Origin of the sequence: Niastella caeni, from assembly GCF_004834005.1 — a bacterium.
Classification (GTDB): domain Bacteria; phylum Bacteroidota; class Bacteroidia; order Chitinophagales; family Chitinophagaceae; genus Niastella; species Niastella caeni.
Map to the genome: position 1 here is coordinate 129615 of NZ_STFF01000013.1, position 23808 is coordinate 153422.

Sequence of the window (23808 nt, forward strand, 5' to 3'; positions counted from 1 at the left end):
GAATACCTGGCTTACTGGTTAAGCAACCTACCTGATTTTATACAACATAAAATAACCATGTGTATGAGACTAAAACTAAAGTTCGGGCTTAGCGCCGCGCTTATATTATTATATGGTGCGGTGTGCGCCCAGGGCATAGCTGTAAAGGGAAAAGTCAACAGTAAAGCCGGTGTGCCACTCGAAGGTGCAACGGTTTCTGTTAAAGGTGAAAATATTTCCGTTATTACAGGTGCCGGCGGTATTTTCTCCCTGTCGGTTCCGCAAAAGGGTTCAATCCTTGTTGTTTCTTATATGGGATTTGTATCCATGGAACAGAAGGTTTCGGGAACCGGTGAAATGTATTTTGTGCTTGAAGAAGTTGCCACATCTTTGAAAGATGTTGTAGTAGTTGGCTATGGAACACAAAAAGTAACAAAGGTATCCGGCGCCATTTCTACATTAAAGTCGGCTGAAATTGAAAAACTGAAACCTGTTCGTGTTGAAGAAGCATTGCAGGGTAATGTAGCGGGTGTAAATGTTATTCAAAGCGGTTCACCCGGCGCTAAACCAACTGTATTGATAAGAGGTATTCCCGACCTCGGCGGTACCGACCCAACAGTTATTGTTGATGGCATTCAGCAAACGCTATCTGACCTGAATTCCATTAACCCGGGCGATATAGAAAGCGTAACGGTTTTAAAAGACGCCGCCACAACAGCTATTTATGGTGTAAAGGGTGGCAATGGCGTGATCGTTATCACCACCAAATCGGGTCGCAAAAATCAAAAAACAGAACTTAACCTCAATAGCAGCTATAGCGTTCAGGAAGTGATCAGCACGATCCCTGTATTGAACGCTACCGAATACGGCGCTATACTGAATGAAGGAAGTACGCTGTCGGGCGGAAATATTGTTTTTCAGGACCTCTCTGGTTTGGGCGCCGGTACCAACTGGCAAAAGCAAATTTTTAAAAAGGCGCCCATACAAAACCATAATATATCGGCCAGGGGCGGCAGCGAAAAGATCACGTACTTTATTTCCGCCGGTTATTTATCACAGGGAGGTATCGTTGGCGGTTATGATAAGTCGCGATTTAACCGGCTCAATTTTACTTCCAACGTATCGTTTGACCTTTCTTCAAAACTCAAATTCATTGTTAATGCCACTTACCTTAATCTGAACAGCAAGGGTGTGCAGGAAAATGCTTTTAACAGCATCATCGGCAGCGCATTGAATTATGATCCTACCGTTCCGGTATACAATACCGTACCAAACACCATTGGGCAATACGGGTTCAGCAGTATCATTACCCGTGAAATTTATAATCCCCTTACCAAGCTCGCCAACACCTATAACCGGTTAATTGGCCATAAACTGTATGGCAAGTTTGAACTGCAATATGAGGTGATAAAAAATTTAAAGTTGACTGCCCGCCTTGGATACACCAAGTATGATGGCAACGCCAAAAGTTTTGACCCCCTCGTATTCTGGGGATTAAATAATACCGGCAATACATTAAATGCCGATGGAACTACCATTGCCGGATTTCATAACAGTGTCACACACGACAAGTCCACTGCTTCACAACTGATCTACGAAGGATTTGCCAACTACAATTTTCAGTTGGCTAATGGACATGATTTCGACATAACAGCCGGTATCAACCTCAATAAAGGTATCGGCAATGCGGCAGGAGCAAGCAGGCAGGATGTGCCTTATAACTCCTGGGAGTTTGCCGATTTTACTGCAGCTACGGGAACAACCGCCAACAATAACACGAACGGTTTGCGCGGATCTTATTATCAGTATGTAAACAGGCATGCTTCCGGTTTTGCACGGCTCAATTACGACTACCAGGATAAATACCTTGTTTCATTTACAGGAAGAAGAGACGGCTCGTATGCATTTGGAACCGAAAACAAATTTGGGAACTTTTACTCAGGTTCCGTTGGCTGGGTGGTCACCAACGAAGATTTTTTTAAAGTTGGCTTCATTAATAATCTGAAAGTAAGAGGAAGCTATGGTGCTGTGGGCAGTGATAATAACCTCGATCCCAAAAAGGTGCTGGTAACCATTCAAACAGATTATCTTTCTTCACTCTACGGATCGGGTAATAGCATCGGGTATACATTCGGCAATACATTTTATCCGGGAGCTACTGTTGCTTCGGTTGCCAATAATGCCCTCAAATGGGAAAAACAAAATCAATGGAATGCGGGCTTTGATGCAGCGTTTTTGAACAACCAACTCAACCTGAGTGCCGATTATTTTGAAAAAAGGACCGACGGCTTGCTGTTTACGCCTGTTGCTTCGGGTTACCTGGGCACAATTCCGCCGCCAATTGCCAACATCGGCAGTACAAAGAGCAGCGGTATAGATATTACTGCAGGCTTTAACACGACGATTACAAAAGATCTCAGGTTCACTTCCTCGATAACCTTTACCAAAGCTACCAATATGGTGATCAAAACTTCCGAAGACAGTTCCTGGGTTACCGGTGGCAATTACTTCAATGGCCAGTCGCAGTCTGTTACCATATTTGCACCAGGCAAAGCGCCTGCCGCTTATTATGGTTACAAAACCAATGGCTTGTTTCAAACCTGGGATGAAATTTCAAAATCACCCACGCAAACAGGGGCCCAGCCCGGCGATATAAAATTTGCCGATATCAATGGCGATGGAAAAATTGATGCTGCCGACAGAACCATTATCGGAAATCCCTTCCCCGATTTCACCATGGGGCTTTCGGTTGGCGTTACTTACAAGAACTTCGACCTCAGCGCATTTACGTATGCTTCCGTTGGCAATGATGTATACAGGGCTTTTGAAAGAAATGACAACTACACCAATAAGTACCGGGCCGTATTAGGCCGGTGGACAGGTCCCGGAAGCACCAATGATGCGGATCATCCGCGGTACTCCTTTACAGATGCCAACAATAACAGCCGCGTATCTGACCGGTATGTTGAAGATGGTTCATTTGTAAAGATCAAAAATATCCTCTTAGGGTATACATTGCCATCGACACCCATTACTAAACTGTTCAGAAGTTTGCGCGTATATGCCCAGGTAAAGAACGTTTTCACCTTCACAAAATACGCCGGATACGATCCTGAAATTGCTAACACAGGCCTGTTAGATACCGGTATCGACCGCGGGGCTTATCCGCAGGCAAGGTCGTATACCATTGGGCTTGATATCAAATTTTAATTCCTCTATTAAAATGTAACAGATGAAAAAGTTTAGTATAATATTCATAGCAATAATGCTGATGGGTTTGGGCTCGTGTAAAAAATGGGTTGAGTATGACCCCCATGACGACTTTGTAATTACAGAGATAGATTACCTTAAATCGGAGGCCGATTACCGTGCTCTGGTAGTGGGTGTTTATTCGCCGTTGCAATGGTTGAACCAGGTTGTGCCGGTAAGCGATATTGCGTCGGACGATGCGGTATCGGGCGGCGAAAGTGCTGCCGATGTATTATCGCTTCAGCAAATAGATGATTATACGTACTATCCGGTTAATGCAACACTGGCCGATCTGTGGCAGGTAAGCTACGAAGGGATCAACCGCGCAAACTATTTACATCAGTATAAAGAAATAAATCTGGCAGGCCAAACCGTGAACTTTGCCGGTAAAGAAGCACTGTACGGCGAGGTATATTTTTTAAGGGCCTGGTTTTATTTCACGCTTGTAAAAATGTTCGGCGATGTTCCCTTGTTCACCGAGAGAAGACTGACATTGTCTGATTCACGAAAATTAGCAAGATCATCCAAAGCAGAAGTATATAAACAAATTGAGCAGGACTTAACCGCGGCCATTGCCGTATTACCGGCCGTGCAATCAGATAAAGGGCGCGTTACCAAATATGCCGCACAGGCGCTGTTAGGTAAAGTATTCCTGTACCAGAACAAATTTACCGAGGCCGCTACCATGCTCGAAAATGTTATTACCGCCAATGCCTTTGCACTGGTGAGTGATTTTGGGTCAATCTTTTTGCAGAGCGGTGAAAACGGTCCTGAATCGGTATTTGAAATTCAATACTCAAACGGACAAGGCACTTACGACTGGAATCATGTAACAAGAGGACAGGGGAACTATGCTGTTCAACAATGCGGCATCCGGGGCTTGAATGGTTCAGGCAATATGCCCTATGCGTCTGGATGGAGCACCAATTTGCCAACACAAAATTTGGCCAGGGCCTTTGAAACCGGCGACCAAAGAAAGACGGTAACCATTCTGGATATTGAAGCCTATAAGTCGGCCAATCCTTCTTTTAACATAACCTACCAGGCGGCGCCGTATAAGAATACCGGCCTGTACAATCAAAAATATCTGCCGCGCAAAGGCGAAACCTCAGGACAGGTTGAATTGAACTACCTGAATAATTACAGAACCATTCGTTATGCCGATGTATTGCTGATGGCGGCCGAAGCAAACAACAGGGCAACGGCTGCCAACGATCAAAAAGCAAGGACCTATCTGAACCTGGTGCGGCGCAGGGCTTTTGCCGATCAGTTGCACGACATAACGGCCGGCGGTACTGCCTTATATGATGCGATTTTGAACGAAAGACGACTGGAACTGGCGATGGAAGGAGAACGTTTTTTTGATCTCGTAAGAACAGGCAGGGCATCAACGGTGCTGGGGGCGCTTGGTTTTGTAGCCGGTAAGCACGAAGTGTTTCCCATACCACAAACCGAAGCAGATGGTGGTTTAACGCAAAACAACGGCTATTAATTCTTCACAAAAAATTGTTTATGCAGAAATATATAACTGGCCTGGCCATACTCACCACATTGGTTGCCGGATGCAAAAAAGACAACTATGATGATCTGTCGCTGCTGGCTTCGGCAGAAGACCCGCAAAAATTGTCGGCCCTGTATGAAATTACCCAGGACAATACCGGTTTGGTTACTATAACTCCCAATGGAGAAAGCGTTTCTTATTACGAGGTGTTTTATGGCGATGGAACCAGCACGCCGGCAAAAGTTCAGCCCGGTGACACTACAAAGCATATTTATGGCGAAGGTGTTTATAATGTAAAAACGGTTGCGCATAACCTGGTGGGAAAAACTACCGAACTTACAAAACAGTTAACAGTTACGTTCCGGGCTCCTGAAAACCTGGAAGTAACTGCGGCTATTGATCCGGCCAATAACTTTACCGTGAATGTTTCTGCCACGGCCTTATATGAAACCCATTTTGCGGTGTATTTCGGTACAGGCGCCAATGAAGTGCCGCTTTCGTTTAACGAAGGCCAAACAATAAGCCATACCTATGGTACCTCCGGCACTTATACTATAAAAGTGATCGCATTAAGCGGCGGCGCTGCAACTACACAGATAACAAAAAACATCATCATATCGAGCCCGCTCAACCTGCCGCTACAGTTTGAAGCAGCGGCTTCGAATTATTCATTTACCAATTTCGATGGCGGTAACGCTTCCGTGATCGCCAATCCGCAGGTAAATGGCATCAATACCAGCGCACAGGTAGGCAGAATGGTGAAAGGCGCCGGCCAGGTTTGGGGAGGAAGCCTGATCGCCCTCAGCAGCCCGATAGATTTTTCAACGAATAAGATCTTTCGCATGAAGGTGTTCTCTCCCAGGGCAGGCGCCAAAGTATTATTGAAGGTAGAGAATGCCACCAATTCGGGTATCAGTTACGAAAAAGAAGTAACTACTTCTGTAGCCAATGCCTGGGAAGATCTGGTGTTCGATTATACAGGCATTAATACTTCTAATGCGTATCACAAAATTGTACTCATTTTTGAGCTGGGCACCATGGGAGATGGCTCTGCCAATTTTACGTTCCTCTTCGATGATATTCGCCTGGTGCCCAACGACGTAATGCTTCCCCTGAATTTTGAATCATCTTCGCTCACCTACTCATTTACTGATTTTGATGGCGGTAGTGCCACAGTGATCAACAATCCGCAATTGAATGGCATCAATACCAGCAGCAAGGTGGGCCAAATGGTGAAGAATGCAGGACAGGTTTGGGGTGGAAGCTATATTGCATTGACCAACCCGATCGATTTTTCGGTACTGAAAACTTTTCGCATGAAGGTCTTTTCACCCCGGGCCAATGCGAAAGTGCTGCTGAAGGTAGAGAATTTGAGCAACGGTGGTATTTCATACGAAAAAGAAGTAACCGTTGGTACCGCGAATGCCTGGACCGACTTATCCTTCGATTTCTCCGGTATCAACACCGGCAATTCTTACCAGAAAATTGTATTGATCTTTGATCTGGGAACCGTGGGCGATGGCTCGTCTGACTTTACTTTCCTGTTCGATGATATCAGGTTAATGTAACCGTAAAAAATATTACAATGCAACATTCAATCAAAATACTTACGTGTGCACTGCTGATCATAACAACAGTTGCCGGCTGTAGTAAAACAGATTATTCATTTGGCAACATAAAAACACCAATCGGTTTGAATGTAGACGCGGTAGTTGACGGGGCCGATCAGGCCAATCCCAACGGCAACGGTTCGGGCAGGGTAGCGATAGCAGCCACCGCAACGAACGCACTTTCTTATAAGATCGATTATGGCGATGGAACAACCAGTCTGGAACCATCGGGTATTGTAACGCACAAATACACCACCACAGGTACCAATACCTATACCATTACGGTTAATGCCATTGGCACTGCCGGCGCCATGAGTACCATCAGTAAACAGGTTACTGTATTTGTAGCCTTTTCACTGCCTGCCGATATTATGCAAAATCTCACCAATGGCGGCAGCCGTATATGGATCACCGACAGGGAAGCTGCCGGTCATTTCGGAGTAGGCCCGGCTACTGATTTTTCGCCAATATGGTATGCAGCGGCCCCCAACAGCAGGGAAGCCTGTGCTTATGATGATGAGATCACCTTTTCAAAAGACGCTAACGGCAAAGTATCGATGACCGTAGATAACAAAGGGACCTCGTTCTCTATAGCTGCGGCTACCGCATTTTATGGTATGAGCGGTGGCGATAACTGCTATTCCCTCAATACAGGTGGCACCAAACAATTGTCGTTTATGACGGCTACATCTGGTTCTACTTCTGCCAATTCAAGGCAAATTGAATTGGCTGTTCCTGGCAACGGCATCATCAATTTTGGCACCGGTGCAACAAAATATGAGATCTTGTCTATTACCGATAGCACAATGCATTTGCGCAATATTGGAGCAGACGGGAATTCGTGGTATCAAAAACTAAAAGCGAAATCATGATGGTAATTAAAATTGTAAAAGCAATTGGCTGTTCGCTTCTTTTTATTTCAACCCTTGCATGCGGCAAAAAGGGAGGCGATGAAGCAAATAACACGCCTCCCACTAATCTTTCGCTTACTGCAACGGTAAGTACCGATAAAAGCGGCCATGTTACATTTACCGCTACCGCAACCAACGCCATTTCCTATGATTTTGATTTTGGTAATGGCGTGTTTCAACTGGCGCCTTCGGGCATTGTAACCTATCGCTACACGGCCTCGGGCATGTACACGGTAAATGTAACGGCAAAAAGTGCAGGTGGGCAAACCATTTCGAAATCAATACAGGTAACTGTAACCGTTGAACAGTCTGTAATTTGGGCCGATGAATTTGATACGGCCGGAGCGCCCAACAGCGCAAAATGGGGCTACGATCTGGGCGCCGGTGGCTGGGGTAATAATGAATTGCAGTATTACACCAACAGAACCGACAATGCAGTGATATCGAACGGCACGCTGAAGATCATTGCCAAAGCTGAAAATTACAACGGCAGCGCTTATACCTCGGCAAGATTGTTATCGAAAGACAAGTTCTCTTTCAAATATGGAAAAATAGAAGCAAGGGCCAAATTACCTGCAGGCGTAGGTACCTGGCCTGCCATCTGGATGCTGGGAAACAACATTACTACTGCCGGATGGCCGGCCTGCGGAGAAATAGATATCATGGAGCACGTAGGAAAAGAATTAAATAAAATTTTCGGGACTGTGCATTATATTGGTCACTCGGGTAGTGGCGGTGTTGGAAACACCGTTACCATTTCGAATGCAACCACCGAATTCCATATTTACACCGTTGAATGGTCGGCCACTTCGATCAGGTTCTTTGTCGACAACCAGCTTTTCCACACGGTGAACAACAGCAGCAGTTTACCTTTTAATCAAAACTTTTTTATTATTCTGAATGTAGCCCTGGGCGGCAACTTTGGGGGGCCGATCGATCCGGCATTTTCTTCGGCTGCCATGGAAATCGATTACATCAGGGTTTACCAATAAACATTATCAGGATCAGAACAAAATAACATACACAGATGAAATTGTTAAGTTACAGGCTTATAGGTATTGTTTGTACATTTTCGGCATTGGCGCTGTTTTCTCATTGTATAGATGCAACCGGCAGATCGGCAGTAAGTGAACCGGCAAAGATGGATGAGAAAGAAATATTCTTTGATGATTTTTCAGGCCCTGGCCTCGATACATCAAAATGGAATGTGGAGATCACGGGTATGCATTTCAATAACGAATTACAGGCCTATGTTGACTCTGTGAATGTGTTGCAGTTTGTAAACGGAACCGAAGGGGAAGGGGCCGAGAACGGGGCGGCATTATTTACGCCGAGGTTCGTACCGGGATATACAACCGCCGATGGCCGCAAATTTGATTTTATTTCAAGCCGCATCAATACAAGGAATAAAGCGGAGTTTACATCCGGAACAGTATCGGCAAGAATTAAGCTCACGGAAGGAGCAGGGTTATGGCCGGCCTTTTGGATACTGGGAACAGGGCAATGGCCGGAAACCGGCGAAATAGATGTCATGGAATACGTTGGTGAAAAAGACTGGGCAAGTGCAGCCGTACACGGACCCAAATACAGCGGTGATGCCGGCCTGGTAAACAGGTTGTACTTTGCCGATAGCAACAATGCTACGCAGTGGCATATTTATTCGGTTGACTGGAAACCCGACAGCCTTATCTTCAAATATGATGGCATAACCATGTTCAGAGTAACCAAGGCAATGACTGCTTTTTTTGGGCCCTGGGCATTTGATAATCCCAAATATCTCATTCTGAATTTTGCAGTAGGCGGTGTTTATCCATTTAAAATAAACGGGATCAAAGAACCGTATTACGGCCTATCTGCTACAACGCTGCAGGCTATAAAGGAAGGCAAAAGCAGGATGCTGGTTGATTGGGTGAGGGTGACCACAAACAAGTGATGGAACGTGATGTTTCAAAATCTCACACCTTCCTGCAATACCGGTAAACTGACCGACGTGTTTTGATGTAAATAATCTATTGGTATTTCACGCTGCTGCCTGCAATAGGGCAGCAGCTTTTCAGTTTCTTTGCCATGGCTTAAGCGATTTTTTCAATCAGGCTCTTAATCAGCTAACGGGTTGTACCAGGGTGGGTTTGCCAACAGCATACTGCGTTTCATGACCCGCACTCCGGCTGAAGCCCTGAAGGGTGATAACCTGCATTTCTGGCCTTATGGCATCAATGGCGCCCATGAAGATAACGGACAGGAGATGCTTTACATCACAAACGTACTCATAATGCAGGGTATGAAAAAAGACGGCCTGCCAAGCAGCTATTAACCTGCCATTAGAAATTTGGCAATTTCACGCTGATGGACCATATAAATTAAAATGCAGCCAGGCTTTGAATTGGTTTTTTGATTTGAACACCTCCGCTGGCGCACAATTGCCTTTTAGATCGGTCAGCGGCACGACCCTTGATTGTAATTTTGAAGGTATGTATTACAACATCCGGGCAGCAAAAGGTAGTTTTTCAAAACCGGGCAATGGGTCTGTATTGCGCATACAACCCCAATCCAATTCGATCAATTTGATTTTTTAAACCGGATAGGTGTTCTTAAGGCTTCGTCTTAAGGTAAGGGTATTATTAATTGCTTCACAGAATATATACGCTTAAAGAATTCCATTAATTGGTTCTATCTGTCGGCAGACTCTATAAAAAAGGTAAAGCCCCGCATTGCGGGGTTACCTTTTTTATGCTACATAGTTACATGTTCTAAAAGTGCCAGAAGTTCTCCTGAGGCATGAGTCGTTAGCTACTATCGCTGGCGTTGTAAAAGATTTAGGTATTCAAACATGGAAGATGGTCAGGGCGCGGGCAGTTATAAGTTAAATTTTTCTATCATTTAGTATACAGGGTTAAATAGTTGAGTAATTCCTTTAATTGGTTCCGCCAATACGCGGCTGGCTTTAGGTAGGGTTGGGCCATGCATGCTGACGCTCTTATGCATACGCTATTCCCAAGCTGGCACTAAAATTGACTTTCGGTTCATTAATTTACTGCAGGGGTTTATTTTTCTTCATATTCTATCGCCGGCAGGTGTTAGCTTAATATCAATTCCTCATTTTAAAATGTAATATCATGTCATGTAAAAAAATCTGTTTCCCGGTCATGGTGGGAATGGCTATCATTTTGGGTTGCCGAAAAAACAACCAGGAACCAATGCTGGTAAACGACAGGCCGCTGGCAGCAAAAGGTAAATTGGGCAATAGGGCATTAGCAGGCAATACTACGGTAAATTTTACCCAGGCCATTACCTACAGTGGCGTCAAAGCTGTTTATCCTTTTAGCGGAACTATTTCCACCTACGGTGCTACCGGTATAGCGCAACCTGGTGGAGCTACACAAAGCGCAAGGCTTACCAATTTAAAATTGGGCCTGTATCGTGTGCCCATAAAGTGGAATGGCGGTAATGTAATTTCCAGCGCCGCTGGCGGCCCAACTAACATCTCAGGGTTGGCATGGGTAACGGCTATTAAAAACACAGGATCAGAGCCGATGGTAGTAATAGGTGGCGCCACTAATGATAACGATATTACTCCTTCCGATGCAGCGAACCTGGTAAATTATTTCAAAAACAATGGCATGCCTGTTAAATATTGGGTAGTAGGCAATGAGCCGGGCATGACGATGGATGAATACTGTGCTATGTTCAATACTGTTTTTGACGCCATGAAGAATGCGGATGCCTCCATTAAAATTGGTGGTCCTGCACTGGCCTGGTTTGATATGAACGGCCTTAGAAGATTTATACAGTTATCAGGCAGCAGAGCCGATTTTATAGATTATCATCATTACGCCATGGGTGTAAGTTTTTTGTCTGATGAACAAGCACTGTCAGAAACGGTGAGTTGGGAAAATGAAATAAATGCAATAAGAGCGATGATAACATCTGAACTTCCCGGCGCAGAAAACAGGATAGAGATACAGGTAGGTGAATACAACTGGTCATGGAGAACAGCTAATGGCTACCCCGGCTGGAATGGTGACGACAGGTTTTATAACAGCATAGCCACTGTATGGGGCGCTTCCGTGGCAGGCCATATTGCAAAAGCAGGAGGCCGCGGGCATCAATATGCTGATTTGAACGGAGCATTGGGGCTTACATTTGAAAAGGCTTCAGATGCATCCAATTTTGGAAGAAGTGTAAACGATGCAATGCCCCTTTATTATGGACTGCAAATGTTTTCCGGTGGCAATTTATTCCGGGCATTTGGCAATCCTGCCACTGCCTCTACTACGCTTAGCAACGTAGAAGTGTACGCTTCCACGAACAAAAACATTGTAATGGTGAACAAGGACCTTACTGCCAGTCAAACAGTTTCTGTTGATGCAACAGGAATTACTAATGGCTCAGTGATTGATGTTTGGCAAACCAACAATGCACAACCTTTCAGTGCTCCGCAAAAAGTAGGTTCTATTGTAGCATCCAACGGGTGGTTCAGCTACGATCTTCCGGCAAAAACGGTAACTACATTTATTGTTACAACAAGTATAGCACAAAACCTGGCCCTCACTTCAACAGCTACTGCTTCGGGTTATGTGAACGCTGCGGAATCTCCTGACAAAGCCAAAGACGGAAATACTTCCACTACCAAATGGTGCGATAATGTGAACCACGATAAATGGCTGCAATATGATTTTGGCAGTGGCCGCACTATTAAAAAAATTGTATTGGATTGGGAAGACTGGGATAAGAATACTAAATATAAAATTCAAACCAGTAATGATGGAATTAACTGGACTGATTGCATTGTGGAAAATATCAATGACACTGACCCGAGAAGCTATGATGTAAACCTTAGCAACATCCGTTATGTTCGTTTTTTTGTAGCACAGGCAGATGATACCGATGCAGTACGACTGATGGAGTTTGAAGTATGGGGAAATTAAATTTTATTAAATGCCACAACAAAAAAGCCTCTGATTTTCAGGGGCTTTTTTTATTAAGTAGATAGTATCGCTCTCAATAATAATCCAATAATCTCCACTCTGAAACCTGGATAAGGCTGGCGCCGCTTATGGATGTGATGTTTAACCTGTAATAAGAATATTCGGCTTCTGCAGCAAGATTGAACGTACGGGTTACATTTCTGCCGGGGAAACTTTCATTGCTCCTGCTGTCAATGGTTGTCCACGTTGTTCCATCATTGGAGCCTTCCAGGTTAAAATTTTTAGGATCGCGGTCCGGCGCGTCATTGGCTGAAGTAAGGCTATACGCATCTATCTTCCTGGAAGATGGATAGGCCAACTGCACATAGAGATCTGTGTTGTAATTAAACGCCAGGTATTTTGAAGAGAAGTTACTGTCCACAAGATTGGGTAGTTGCTCAGCGCCGGGAGAATTGGTATAATTTCCTGTAATTGTTCCGCCTTTTGTAACATCCCTTGACCTTACATTGATTTCATCAATTCTGAAATAGGTAACGGAAAGATTATCGTCAATCGTTCCCGATGACACACTGACCAATTTTATCGGCAACATATATTTTACGCCCAACGTTAAATTCTTTGGATTAATGGCCAAAGTAAGCGGCTCCGACGAGGCTCCCCCGTTTTTAACTATGGCGGTAGTGCCCGAAAGGGTGTAGGCGCTTTTTGGCAGCACCTGGTAAACGTTGCCCGTAAAGGCATTTACCTCATTGTATGTTTTTACGAGCGCAGTATCAACCACAAAATCACCGGTAATGTCTGAAGGCGCTCCATTATAGGAGGTATAATAAAATCCGAATGCCGTTTCCTGCACGGAATCCACTTTAACCAGCGCCCGCACTTTGTTTTTATCCTGGTATGCCTGCGGCATATAGCATACACCTTCTTTGAGGGTATACAGATCTTTTTCTTTAAGGCAGGCAGTAAATAAAATTGCAACAGACAACACAGCCACCAGTATTGAAAGTGGCTGAGGTTGTTTATTTATATTGAATCGGCTGAACATATATGCTGTTTTTTGTTTTTAAACCGGGTTAGCTGTTTATTACCAGCCTGGGTTTTGAACCAGGTATTTGTCTTTTAATATTTCGTTGTTGGGGATAGGCCACAAATAATCTCTCGGTAAGAACCTTCTTTTCTGCACCAGCGTTTTTTCATAAAAGCCTGCTCCATCGGCAAAAATGTTCATGCCATATACATCAGCGCCCATTGTTTCGGCGGCAATCTTCCATCTGCGCAGGTCAAAATAGCGAACATTTTCAAACGCCAACTCCACCTGGCGTTCGTGCCTGATAACATTGCGTACTGCATCCTGGCCATTAGGAAGAGGCAATGGATTTGTACCGGCGCCATATTGCGGAAGCCCGGCTCGTTCTCTTATCCCGTTCACCGCTTTAAGAATTTCCGGATCACCGGGGCTTGATTCATTTAATGCCTCTGCATAGTCGAGGTACATCTGGGCCAGCCTTACATATACCCAGCCTCTCGACTGGTTGCTGTTGGCAAGCTGTTTTCTTACGATATACCCGGTAGATGTAACATCCCATGTGCTTTGTGTTCTGCCCGAATTGCCGCTCAGCTCAAAAACAGGCACCACTTCATTAGGGCTGCTACCCTGGTTTTGCCAGTAACAACGGTTATAACTTACGCCTACATAAAATCTTGCTTCCCGGTTAACCCATTGATTAAATGTAGACCGGTCTTTGACATCATAAGGCGCCCTGAAATTGGAGAATCCTGATGTCTGGTAACCCGAAGCAGCATCAGTGATCGCTAATCCATTCTTCATTTCATAAGCATCTACCATGCTTTGGTTCACCGAAAGAAAACCTGCGCCTTTTCCTACCGTGTTATTGTAGCCTACCATTTTTGGTGTTATGTCGTACCAATAGTCGCCGGCGCCTCCGCACATTGATTTTCCCCAGATCCACTCGGTATTCCAGTCGTTCAGCATTACGTTTTTACAGGATTTGTATGCGGCTTTAAATGGGTCGGTATCATTTTCAGTATAAAGCCTGTATGTACCCGGCACAAATTCATTTAGGAATTCCCTGTAAGCATCTGCGGCGAGTTTCCATTTATTGGCATCATACACCTGGTTGATCAATTGCAACCCGTCCTTGTTCTTTAAAGAAGCGTAATCTTTATTGCCATTGAATAACGGACTGGCCGACAGTAATAATGCCTGCGCTTTATAGGCTTTACAAACACCGGTGGTTATGCGCCCCCATTCATTATTTAAAGGCAGGTTGGCAGGTTGATTTTGCCCTAATGTTTCGGAAGTTTTTAATTCAGCATAAGCCTCGTCCAGCTCACGCGTAACATATGCTACGCAATTGTCGAAAGAAGTACGCGGGAAAAATATGTCATCACCAGTTCCCTCAACGGGCACTACATCTTCCAAAATGATTACCGGCCCGTACAGGCGCATCATCCAGTAATAAAAAATAGCTCTCAATGCACGTGCTTCCGCTTTGAAGCGCATTTTCTGCAGGGCTGTTAAATCGGGAGCAGTTGCTGCATCGATCTTTGAAATAAAATCAGTGGCCGTTCTTACCGGTTTATAAAAATTGGTCCAAAAGGTACCGCCCACATTATTATCCCAGGTGCTTTGATTGAGTGCATTGGACATTACCCAACTGAGCGACCAGTAGTTGGCTTCATCCGAAGCGCCTGTCCACGGCCCTGCATAACTCCCACCGGGGGCAAAACGAGTGCTGAATTCATCGGGAATGTTGGCATATACCTGTGCCAGGTACCCGTTGGTATTGTTGTAGGTTTTAAATATATCTGCTTCTTTTAAAAGATTATCGGGTACCTGGTTAAGAAATTTTTTACAGGACGCCATCGTCGCCAGTGCCAGGAACACAATTATTATTTTGGATATCTTGGTTGTCATTGTATCGATAATTAAGAATTAAAAATTAACCTGCAACCCTATAGACATATTACGGGTGTTGGGGTAGGTATTGCCGTTTGACGTATTCAGTTCAGGGTCCCATAATTTGAACTTGCTCCAGTAGAGTAAATTCACACCTGAGAAATAAACCCTGGCGCTGGCTAAGCCAATTTTTTTGAAAGGTTCTTTTGGAATGTTATAGCCGAGATCAACCGTTTTTAAACGAATGAAGCTCATATCCTTTACCCACCAGGTACTGGCCACTGTATTATTCGATGTGGCAGCATTGCCCCAGCCGAGGCGGGGGAAATAAGGATGTTCCGCTTTATTTTCCTGCGTCCACCTGTTGGTTGAGATCATAAAAATGTTACCGTCATTACCGCCGCCACTGAAAGGCATCGCTGCATTGCCCGACATTAACCTCGACGCACCTGATATTCCCTGGAAAAACACACTGAGGTAAAACCTGCCAACGTTCATGTTGGCGCCAAAACCATATACGAAATTGGGCACATCCCAACGACTGATCTTCGTTTGGTCATAAATATCAATAACCCCATCACCGTTCAGGTCCTTATATTTCAGATCACCTACCCTGGGGTTACCCAATGCAATTTGTGAAGGGCTGTTATCAATTTCTTTCTGGCTTTGGAAGATCCTTTCGGCTATATAACCATAACTGGCCAGCAGGTTATGTCCCCTTCTTTCCTGGTAAGGATTGGCAAAAGGAGCCTGCCTGTTCTCCCGCAATATATCTGTGTTGTAAGTGAAGTTTCCCCTGAAAGAAATACTTACTTTTTTGGATAATGAAATGCCCTGCAATTCCACGGTCCCATCAAATCCGGCTGCATCAAGAACGCCGTAGTTGCCAACGGGATTATACTGCAACCCCGCGTAGTCGGGGAAGTCGGCCCTGGTCAAAAATACACCGGTGCGGTGCGACCGAAAATAATCCAGCACAAACGATAGTTTATTATTCAAAACATTAAACTCGAGGCCGAGGTCCTGTGTATGGGCAGTAGCCCATTTTACGTCTGCGCCGTATTGTGAGATGTTCACACCTGTAACACCCATGCTTGCGCCAGGCCTGCCGAATGTAATTCCACGGGCATTGTTTGTAACCAATGTTAAAAATCCAAAACGTAAACCGGTTCCCGGTGCACCCGCTATACCATTGGAGTAACGGATCTTAAAGTATTGGAAAATGTTGGCCAATGGTTCAAAAAACTTTTCTTTTGAAACAACCCAACCCACCCCAATGGAGGGGAAGAAGCCAAACCGGTTAGCAGGCGCATAGTTTTCAGAACCATTATAACCGGCAGTTATTTCTGTAAAGTATTTATCATTATATGAATAAGTGACTTTGCCCGCTACGTTTTGCTGGCGAAACGGAATATAAGTGCTCAGGGTGCCGTTGAAAGGAAATAACTGGCTCAGCTGGTTGTAAACGACTGTAGAGTAAATATGATGATCGCCAAAGTAGCGGTCGTAGGAAACCTGCCCCTCCATGGTGAACTGACGGGTGCCTCCATTGGAGGTGGCGAATCCTAACTCATCCGAACCTGCGATCATTTGTTCCAGGTTCAGGGTGCCGTCGGGTTTATAAGGATTTGCCTGGTTTAAATAGTAAATGCTTCTGTTCCTTATTCTGCGTTCAAATGATTCATTATACAGATCATAAGAATACATACCTCTTGCACTAAGGCCCTTGGTAATAAAATCCAGATCCTGGGTAAGAAAAAGGCCGCTGTTTATTTTTGACGTAAATCTTTTAATATAACCCGTTTGTGTTACGGCCGCCCAGGGATTGGGAGAAGGGGTGGAACCATAACCTATACCCGAAACCAGGTTGCCCGGGTACATAGGTGGGTAAAAAACAGGACTGGCATTTTGTGCCTGGGCAAAGGCCTGCCCGGCGCCCCCGCCAGGCTCAACGAAATTGGTAATATAACCGTTTATGTATAAACTGAATTTTGTTGTTTTGGTCAGGTTCATATCGATGTTCGACGTATAGTTAAACCTTCTGAAGAGGGTGGTGGCGTCGTAATCTACTTTAGGATCTGTTTTCAACAGCGACGTTTCATCATAGTAGGCTACAGAGGTATAGTATTTCGTGTTTTCATTGCCACCGGTAGCGCTGACGTTGAGGCGTTTGTTGAACGAATATTTTTTGAACAATAAGTCCATCCAGTTTACATTCGGAAACCTGTAAGGATTAGCCGTTCCGGAAAGCGTGCTGTCTATATATGCCTGGGTAAACTGCGGGGCCTGGCCAGAAGCAACCAACGCCTCATTTTTAAGTTCCATATAAGTTTTGGCGTCGGCCATTTCAGGCACTTTGGTAAAAGAGGTAGTTCCGTGGTTATAATTCAACATCAGTTTTACCTTACCTGCTTTACCTTTTTTAGTGTTGATGAGAATTACCCCATTGGCGCCCAATGAGCCATATACCGCGGTAGAAGACGCGTCTTTTAAAATGGTGAAAGACTCGATGTCTTCCGGGTCAACGCTGTTTAAGTCTCTGCCCTGCACACCGTCGATGATGACCAATGCACCGCTGGGGCTTCCGCCAAATGTTTGAATTCCTCTTATCCATATATCGGCGGAGTTACTGCCGGGTAACCCGGAGCGCTGTACGCCCACTACACCTGCCACCCGACCGGCCAGCATGGTGCTGAGATTGGCTACCGGGTGTTGCAATTCTTTTGCGCTGATGGTTGACTGTGCTCCTACAACACTGATCTTTTTTTGTTTACCACCGTAACTGGTTACAATCACATCTTCAAGACTGCCGGCTTTGGCTTCCATGATCACTTCAAGTACAAGCGAATTGTTAACCGGCCTTATCATTTCAATATAACCAGTATGCGTAAATACAAGTACATCTGTGGTGCTTACCTGCAATTTAAATTCGCCCTCGTTATTGGTGGTTGTACCCGTTGTGCTTTTATTCTGTATTACAACAGAAACGCCAGGAATGGGTTTGTCCATCTTGTCTTTTACAATTCCTGTAACGGTAATGATAGTTTGTGAAAAAGCACCGTTTATAATGGGGATTGTCATTAAGAACGCAGACAGAACTCTAAGCAGAAAGTTTCTGGGCATAGCTTTCGTTTTAATTTTGGTTAGAAAAACAATATTAAAAAGTTAGCAGTGGTAGAATAGTTAATGGATCTGAAACGGATTGTTAACAGAAACTAAACGGGTGGCCCTTAGCGGAAATTATTTCGCCTTTTTTCAGAAATATTTTATGTGTACCCCACTGATTGCGGGAAAATTATGTAGAAAAAGATTATATATTACTGAGCAAAGCGTTAGCGGAAACTGAATCATAACCCAAAACAAGGCTGCTTGAAATATACGACCACCCTTCATACGGTCATTGCCGTTGCCAGCTTTCTTATACTCTCGTATGTACAATTCTTCCTGCTATACAATACCTATGAATTGAAAAACGATCATTATTTCTTTGCGGAGAAGAGAACCATTACGAACGAATACCTGGCAGCCATCAGGAACGACAAGGTGTTTCCCGGCGGCGGAGCGATATTAGACAGGTATGTGATGGGGCATATGCAGCAGTTGGAGAAGTTATACAACCACAACCGGCCGGCGTTCAACCGGTTTAGTCAACAGGTTTGCGACAGTGCCTTTCGTGATCTGCGCAGGGCCAATAATTTAGACAGCCTGCTGCAGGTCATCATGCAGCGTAACCGGCTCAACAGGAAAATACAGTATGCTTCTACCATCGAATCGGTGGAAATAGCCTTTCAGCGCGACCGGTATATTCCGGTTTACCAGCAGCATGGCAGTTATCAATGGATCGATCCGCACATACAAACGAAAGCAGGGATACGGGTGGGAGGCACGCTAAACGACCTGAAAGTAAATACCCTGGCAAAGAATATAGTGGTTAGCATCAGCGTTGCACACACCTACCGCATATCGTTCAGCCTGTATATAGATACCTACGACCGAAAACAAACGATCCTCCGCCTGATGATGCCTACCTTCCTGTTGTCGCTTTTGTCGGTTGGTGGCGTGGTGCTCCTGTACTTTGTTACCTTCCGTAACTGGATAAAGCAAAAGAAACTGTCGCAGATGAAATCTGATTTCATCAACAGCATTACGCACGAATTTCATACCCCGTTATCTGCCATTATCGTAGCCAATCGCACCATGCAGAATGAAAAGATCATAACGAACAGGGAAAGCCTGTTGCCCCTGACCGAAGTGGTGCAGCGGCAGGCTGAACGGCTCAAAACGTTGATTGGCCAAACGTTGGAGATAACAACGATGAACAAACTTTCCCTGCAGCTTCAAAAAAGATCGGTGCACCACCTGCTCGACGACCTGTTGCTCGATTACCGGCTCAATGCAACGGAATCGAACGTTAACCTCTCCCTGCACAAAAATGCCACACGGGATGTCGTTCTCCTCGATCCCTTCTGGTTTACTACCATAATTTTGAATATTTTTGATAATGCTGTCAAATACAACGCCAGGGAGAATAAAGAGATCGTAGTCACCACGTTCAGCGACCGGAAGTTCCTGCACATCGCGATAGCCGACAATGGCATTGGGATGACAAGTGAAGTGCGCAGGCATATTTTCGAGAAGTTTTACCGTGGCAGGAGTGAGGCCCATAGCCGGGTGAAGGGGCTGGGATTAGGGTTGTTTTACGTTAACAAGGCGATCGATTCGCATCGATGGAAGATTGACATCAGGAGCGCGGAAGGCGAGGGAAGTGTATTTACGATCAGCATACCCTTATCAGATTAAAAAAAACTTCCTATGAATGCTAAGATCCTGTTGGTTGAAGACGAGATCGATCTTGGGAATGTGGTGAAACAGTACCTGGAGATCGTTGGCTTCGAGGTAAGCTGGGCGAAGAATGGCAAGGAGGCGCTCGGCCAGTTGCAACATGAGCGGGGCGCTTATCAATTAGCCCTTATCGACATTTCTATGCCTGTGATGGATGGTTTTGAGCTGGCCAACAAGATCATTGAATCAGGTCTTCGTATTCCTTTTCTTTTTTTAACGGCCCGCAATGAAAAGGCTGATCGCCTGTACGGCCTGAAAATCGGCGCAGACGACTATATTTCAAAACCTTTCGACGTAGATGAGCTGGTGCTTCGGATAAAGAATATCATCCGGCGCTGTGCTGGTGCTGAAATGCCGCAACGACCGGTGATCGTTCGCGGCGACGTGGAATTTAACAAAGATTCTCTGGGGCTGTCTATCAAACATGGCAATGAGATCGTTCTCACGCCCCGGGAAGCGGAGTTGCTGTTGTACCTCTTCGGGCATGCGAACAGGATATTGCGGCGCGAAGATATCCTCATAGAGCTATGGGGGAAGAACGACTATTTTCTCGGCCGCAGTCTCGACGTTTTTATTTCCCGCCTTCGAAAACACCTGAACAATTCAGATTGTATGAGCATCGAGAATGTGTATGGCGTAGGATTTATCTTCCGCGTGAAAGAGTTGCCGGTGATCAGTCCGTAATAATCACCTCTCAGGCTGCAAACCCCAATGCTCCGGTGAGCGCCATAAGGCAGATAATAATAACTCTCTCATAAAAATAAACTCCTTCGGCAGTTTATCGTACATCCGTGCAAAAAGTTCTTCGTGGCTCAGCAATTCTGCCTTCCAGGCCTCCCGGTCAACTTCCATTATTTCTCTGAACTGCTGTTTTGTAAAATCAAGCCCGGTCCAATCCATATCACGGTAACGGGGCACCCAGCCCACAGGGCTCTCTATAGCAGAGGCAGTACCATTTACCCGTTCAACAATCCATTTCAGTACTCTCATATTATCTTTAAATCCGGGCCACAAAAAATTGCCGTCCTTATCTTTCCTAAACCAGTTTACGCCAAAGATCCGTGGGGCATTAGACAAACTTCTACCAAATTGAAGCCAGTGATTAAAATAGTCAGCCATGTGATAACCGCAAAACGGCAACATAGCAAAAGGATCTCTTCTTACTTTACCCTGTTCTCCAAATGCAGCCGCAGTAGTTTCAGAACCCATCGTACTGGCAAGGTATACCCCAAAATTCCAATTAAATGCCTGATAAACCAATGGGATGGTTGTAGCCCGCCTGCCACCAAATATAAAAGCGCTGATTCGCACACCTTCTGGGTTTTCCCAGTCACTGTCAATAGAGGGGCATTGCGATGCAGGAGCTGTAAATCTCGAATTGGGATGTGCAACCGGTTGGCCGCCTGATGGATCATGTTTTGCTCCCTGCCAGTTTATAATATTGGCAGGAGCTTCTTTTGTTAAGCCTTCCCACCATACATCGCCATCGGGTGTTACGCCAACATTGGTAAAAATACTGTTGCTGCGTAGGGCAGCCATTGCATTGGGGTTTGTTTTATCATTTGTGCCGGGAGCTACTCCAAAATATCCATACTCAGGGTTGATCGCATAGAGGTAACCGTCTTTACCAGGTTTGATCCAGGCGATATCGTCGCCAACGGTTGTCACTTTCCACCCATTCATTGTGGTGGGTGGTATAAGCATGGCAAAATTGGTTTTACCGCAGGCTGAAGGAAAGGCAGCAGCCACATAAGTTTTCTTCCCCTGTGGATTTTCTACGCCAAGTATTAGCATGTGCTCTGCCAGCCAGCCCTGTTCTTTTCCCATTACCGATGCTATACGTAATGCGAAACATTTTTTTCCTAACAAGGCATTACCACCGTAGCCAGAACCGTAAGAAACAATACTTTTTTCCTCAGGAAAATGAACAATATATTTTGTTGTGGGATTGCAGGGCCATTTTGAATCCGCTTGCCCTTTTTCCAGGGGAGCGCCAGAAGAATGCAGGCATTTTATAAATTCTCCATGGCTGCCTAAAGCTTCTATCACTTTATTACCAACCCGGGTCATTATATTCATATTCACAACAACATACTCGCTGTCGGTAATTTGTACGCCAGTTTTAGCGATCTCAGAACCTACCGGTCCCATGCAGAAGGGGATTACATACATGGTCCTTCCTTTCATGCTGCCTTGTAACAACCCGGTTAATGTATTTTTCATTTCTCCCGGCTCCATCCAGTTGTTCGTTGGCCCCGCATCTTCTTTTCTCCGGCAGCAGATATACGTTCTGTCTTCCACTCTTGCCACATCACTTTTGTCGCTGAAGCAGGCATAGCTGTTTGGCCATTTATTCTCATTCAATTTTACAAAAGTTCCTTTCTGCACTAATTGGTTACACAAAGCATCATATTCCTCTTTGCTGCCGTTACACCAATAAATGCTTTCAGGCGTACACAGGGCGGCTGTTTCTTTTACCCAATTAAGTAAACCTTTATGATTGGTAATTGTGCTTACTGTTGTCATAATAAGTTAATGTTTAAAAGATATTACCAGGCTTTTATACGGCTAATATTATTTTTCTGCCAGCGGTATTTCTTCCTGTAGCAGGTTTAATTCTTCAGGATCATATTCATATACTTCTTTTGAAAATGCAGCATCCATTTTTACCCTGTCAAATTCTTTTTCATTATTGGCGAGGAAAACGGTTGCCACGCCATTACCGATAAAATTGGTGATGGCCCGGGCCTCACTCATAAAGCGATCTACGCCCAGTAATAGTGCCAGCCCTTCTACAGGTATTACTTTAACGGCTGTAAGTGTTGACGCAAGAACAACAAAACCGCTGCCGGTAACACCTGCTGCTCCTTTTGAGGTCACCATTAATATTCCAATTACAGTCAATATTTGCCCCATGGTTAAATCAACGTGAAACACCTGTGCCAGAAAAAGCACAGCCATAGACAAATAAATGGTTGTACCATCTAAATTAAATGAATAACCAGCAGGTATTACCAGGCCCACAACGGGTTTGCTACATCCCATTTTTTCTAATTTCTCCATTAAGGATGGCAATGCGGCTTCCGATGACGAAGTGCCTAATACGATCAGTAACTCTTCTTTTATATATCGTAAAAATTTCCAGATGTTGATCCTGTAATACCGGAGAATTGCTCCCAATATAACAAAAATGAAAAGCGCCATTGTGATATAAACAGTAAGCATCAGCTTCCCTAATGGCATTAATGTGTCGATACCATATTTTCCAATGGTAAAGGCCATGCCCCCGAATGCGCCTATAGGTGCAAACAACATTACCCAATGCAAAGCTTTAAAAACATATTTGCTGGCAACGGAAAGCGGTTTTATTATTTTTTCGCGGCCCCCATATTTACTTAAAAAGATGCCGAATAATATAGATACCAGTAAGACCTGGATCGTTAAATTGTCTTTTAAAAAAGTTAGCCAGCTAAATGCTTTCGCATCTGTAGTGTACTTTGAAATATCGCCACCTTGTACCGCTGCTTTATTTACCCCACTGCCCGGTTGAATGAACCATGCTACTATAATGCCAATAAATAATGCGAGGGTTGTTACAATTTCAAAATACAACAACGCCTTGCCTCCAACCCGGCCAACTTTTTTTAAATTACCCATGCCGCTTATGCCGAGCGAAATAGTAAGAAAAATGATGGGATTGATAAAGACTTTTACTATTTCAATAAAATATTTACCTAATGGCTGCATCTTTACAGCCGTGGGGGGATCAAAATGCCCCAGTAAGGCCCCGGTTGTAATTGCAGTTAAAACCCAAAAGGTGAGGTTGGTGAATACTTTTTTCATTATAACTATTGCATTAATAAATTGG

Annotated in this window: 15 protein-coding genes; 10 read left to right on the plus strand and 5 right to left on the minus strand. The window is 44.7% G+C overall.

Annotation, left to right across the window (positions count from 1 at the left end):
- The first annotated feature begins 63 nt into the window (after positions 1-63).
- The 8 genes from FAM09_RS28695 to FAM09_RS28725 all read left to right on the plus strand — a co-directional run bounded on the left by FAM09_RS28695 (position 64) and on the right by FAM09_RS28725 (position 12178).
- A complete protein-coding gene (locus tag FAM09_RS28695; RefSeq protein ID WP_136580612.1) occupies positions 64-3189 on the plus strand; it encodes a SusC/RagA family TonB-linked outer membrane protein in 3126 nt (1041 codons plus the stop codon).
- Positions 3190-3211: 22 nt separating this feature from the next.
- Positions 3212-4720, plus strand: a complete 1509-nt coding sequence (locus tag FAM09_RS28700; protein WP_136580613.1) for a RagB/SusD family nutrient uptake outer membrane protein — start codon at positions 3212-3214, stop codon at positions 4718-4720.
- 20 nt (positions 4721-4740) lie between these two features.
- Entirely contained in the window at positions 4741-6297 is a 1557-nt protein-coding gene (locus FAM09_RS28705) for a PKD domain-containing protein (protein WP_136580614.1), read from the plus strand.
- A 17-nt stretch (positions 6298-6314) separates the two neighbouring features.
- Positions 6315-7211 carry a PKD domain-containing protein gene (locus FAM09_RS28710; protein WP_136580615.1) on the plus strand — a complete coding sequence of 299 codons (897 nt, stop codon included), beginning with the start codon at positions 6315-6317 and terminating at the stop codon, positions 7209-7211.
- On the plus strand, positions 7208-8242 hold the full coding sequence (locus FAM09_RS28715) for a family 16 glycosylhydrolase (RefSeq protein ID WP_136580616.1): 1035 nt from the start codon (positions 7208-7210) through the stop codon (positions 8240-8242). The genes FAM09_RS28710 and FAM09_RS28715 overlap by 4 nt, the downstream gene beginning before the upstream one ends.
- 35 nt (positions 8243-8277) lie before the next feature.
- Entirely contained in the window at positions 8278-9183 is a 906-nt protein-coding gene (locus FAM09_RS28720; protein ID WP_136580617.1) for a glycoside hydrolase family 16 protein, read from the plus strand.
- 219 nt (positions 9184-9402) lie between these two features.
- Positions 9403-9564 (plus strand): hypothetical protein, encoded by a 162-nt coding sequence (locus FAM09_RS30835; protein WP_153825482.1) that lies wholly within the window; start codon positions 9403-9405, stop codon positions 9562-9564.
- Between the two features lie 802 nt (positions 9565-10366).
- Positions 10367-12178, plus strand: coding sequence for a galactose-binding domain-containing protein (locus FAM09_RS28725; protein ID WP_136580618.1), 1812 nt, complete (start codon positions 10367-10369; stop codon positions 12176-12178).
- A 73-nt stretch (positions 12179-12251) separates the two neighbouring features.
- Here FAM09_RS28725 and FAM09_RS28730 read toward each other — a convergent pair whose 3' ends face one another.
- From FAM09_RS28730 to FAM09_RS28740, 3 genes are read right to left on the minus strand one after another with little or no spacing between them, the layout of a single operon-like run.
- Positions 12252-13223, minus strand: a complete 972-nt coding sequence (locus FAM09_RS28730) for a BT_3987 domain-containing protein (RefSeq protein WP_136580619.1) — start codon at positions 13221-13223, stop codon at positions 12252-12254.
- 39 nt (positions 13224-13262) lie between these two features.
- The gene (locus tag FAM09_RS28735) at positions 13263-15116 is read right to left on the minus strand and encodes a RagB/SusD family nutrient uptake outer membrane protein (RefSeq protein WP_136580620.1); all 1854 of its coding nucleotides are present in this window, start codon (positions 15114-15116) and stop codon (positions 13263-13265) included.
- A gap of 18 nt (positions 15117-15134) precedes the next feature.
- The gene (locus tag FAM09_RS28740) at positions 15135-18221 is read right to left on the minus strand and encodes a SusC/RagA family TonB-linked outer membrane protein (RefSeq protein ID WP_208025675.1); all 3087 of its coding nucleotides are present in this window, start codon (positions 18219-18221) and stop codon (positions 15135-15137) included.
- A 246-nt stretch (positions 18222-18467) separates the two neighbouring features.
- On the opposite strand from FAM09_RS28740, the gene FAM09_RS28745 reads away from it, so the two are divergent.
- Both FAM09_RS28745 and FAM09_RS28750 read left to right on the plus strand, forming a co-directional pair.
- Complete coding sequence (locus FAM09_RS28745; RefSeq protein WP_136580621.1) at positions 18468-19898, plus strand: sensor histidine kinase; 1431 nt, start codon at positions 18468-18470, stop codon at positions 19896-19898.
- Positions 19899-19910: 12 nt separating this feature from the next.
- Positions 19911-20624: a response regulator transcription factor gene (locus FAM09_RS28750; protein ID WP_136580622.1), complete on the plus strand. Its 714-nt coding sequence runs from the start codon at positions 19911-19913 to the stop codon at positions 20622-20624.
- A gap of 3 nt (positions 20625-20627) precedes the next feature.
- On the opposite strand, the gene FAM09_RS28755 is transcribed toward FAM09_RS28750, so the two are convergent.
- Both FAM09_RS28755 and dctA read right to left on the minus strand, forming a co-directional pair.
- On the minus strand, positions 20628-22466 hold the full coding sequence (locus FAM09_RS28755) for a phosphoenolpyruvate carboxykinase (GTP) (protein WP_136580623.1): 1839 nt from the start codon (positions 22464-22466) through the stop codon (positions 20628-20630).
- Positions 22467-22514: 48 nt separating this feature from the next.
- Complete coding sequence (gene dctA / locus FAM09_RS28760) at positions 22515-23783, minus strand: C4-dicarboxylate transporter DctA (RefSeq protein ID WP_136580624.1); 1269 nt, start codon at positions 23781-23783, stop codon at positions 22515-22517.
- Positions 23784-23808: the final 25 nt, after the last annotated feature.

Bases quoted from the DNA above. Each gene is read 5' to 3' on its own strand.
- FAM09_RS28695 (WP_136580612.1), top strand. From the start codon at position 64: ATGAGACTAAAACTAAAGTTCGGGCTTAGCGCCGCGCTTATATTATTA.
- FAM09_RS28700 (WP_136580613.1), top strand. From the start codon at position 3,212: ATGAAAAAGTTTAGTATAATATTCATAGCAATAATGCTGATGGGTTTG.
- FAM09_RS28705 (WP_136580614.1), top strand. From the start codon at position 4,741: ATGCAGAAATATATAACTGGCCTGGCCATACTCACCACATTGGTTGCC.
- FAM09_RS28710 (WP_136580615.1), top strand. From the start codon at position 6,315: ATGCAACATTCAATCAAAATACTTACGTGTGCACTGCTGATCATAACA.
- FAM09_RS28715 (WP_136580616.1), top strand. From the start codon at position 7,208: ATGATGGTAATTAAAATTGTAAAAGCAATTGGCTGTTCGCTTCTTTTT.
- FAM09_RS28720 (WP_136580617.1), top strand. From the start codon at position 8,278: ATGAAATTGTTAAGTTACAGGCTTATAGGTATTGTTTGTACATTTTCG.
- FAM09_RS30835 (WP_153825482.1), top strand. From the start codon at position 9,403: ATGACCCGCACTCCGGCTGAAGCCCTGAAGGGTGATAACCTGCATTTC.
- FAM09_RS28725 (WP_136580618.1), top strand. From the start codon at position 10,367: ATGTCATGTAAAAAAATCTGTTTCCCGGTCATGGTGGGAATGGCTATC.
- FAM09_RS28730 (WP_136580619.1), bottom strand. From the start codon at position 13,223: ATGTTCAGCCGATTCAATATAAATAAACAACCTCAGCCACTTTCAATA.
- FAM09_RS28735 (WP_136580620.1), bottom strand. From the start codon at position 15,116: ATGACAACCAAGATATCCAAAATAATAATTGTGTTCCTGGCACTGGCG.
- FAM09_RS28740 (WP_208025675.1), bottom strand. From the start codon at position 18,221: ATGCCCAGAAACTTTCTGCTTAGAGTTCTGTCTGCGTTCTTAATGACA.
- FAM09_RS28750 (WP_136580622.1), top strand. From the start codon at position 19,911: ATGAATGCTAAGATCCTGTTGGTTGAAGACGAGATCGATCTTGGGAAT.
- FAM09_RS28755 (WP_136580623.1), bottom strand. From the start codon at position 22,466: ATGACAACAGTAAGCACAATTACCAATCATAAAGGTTTACTTAATTGG.
- dctA (WP_136580624.1), bottom strand. From the start codon at position 23,783: ATGAAAAAAGTATTCACCAACCTCACCTTTTGGGTTTTAACTGCAATT.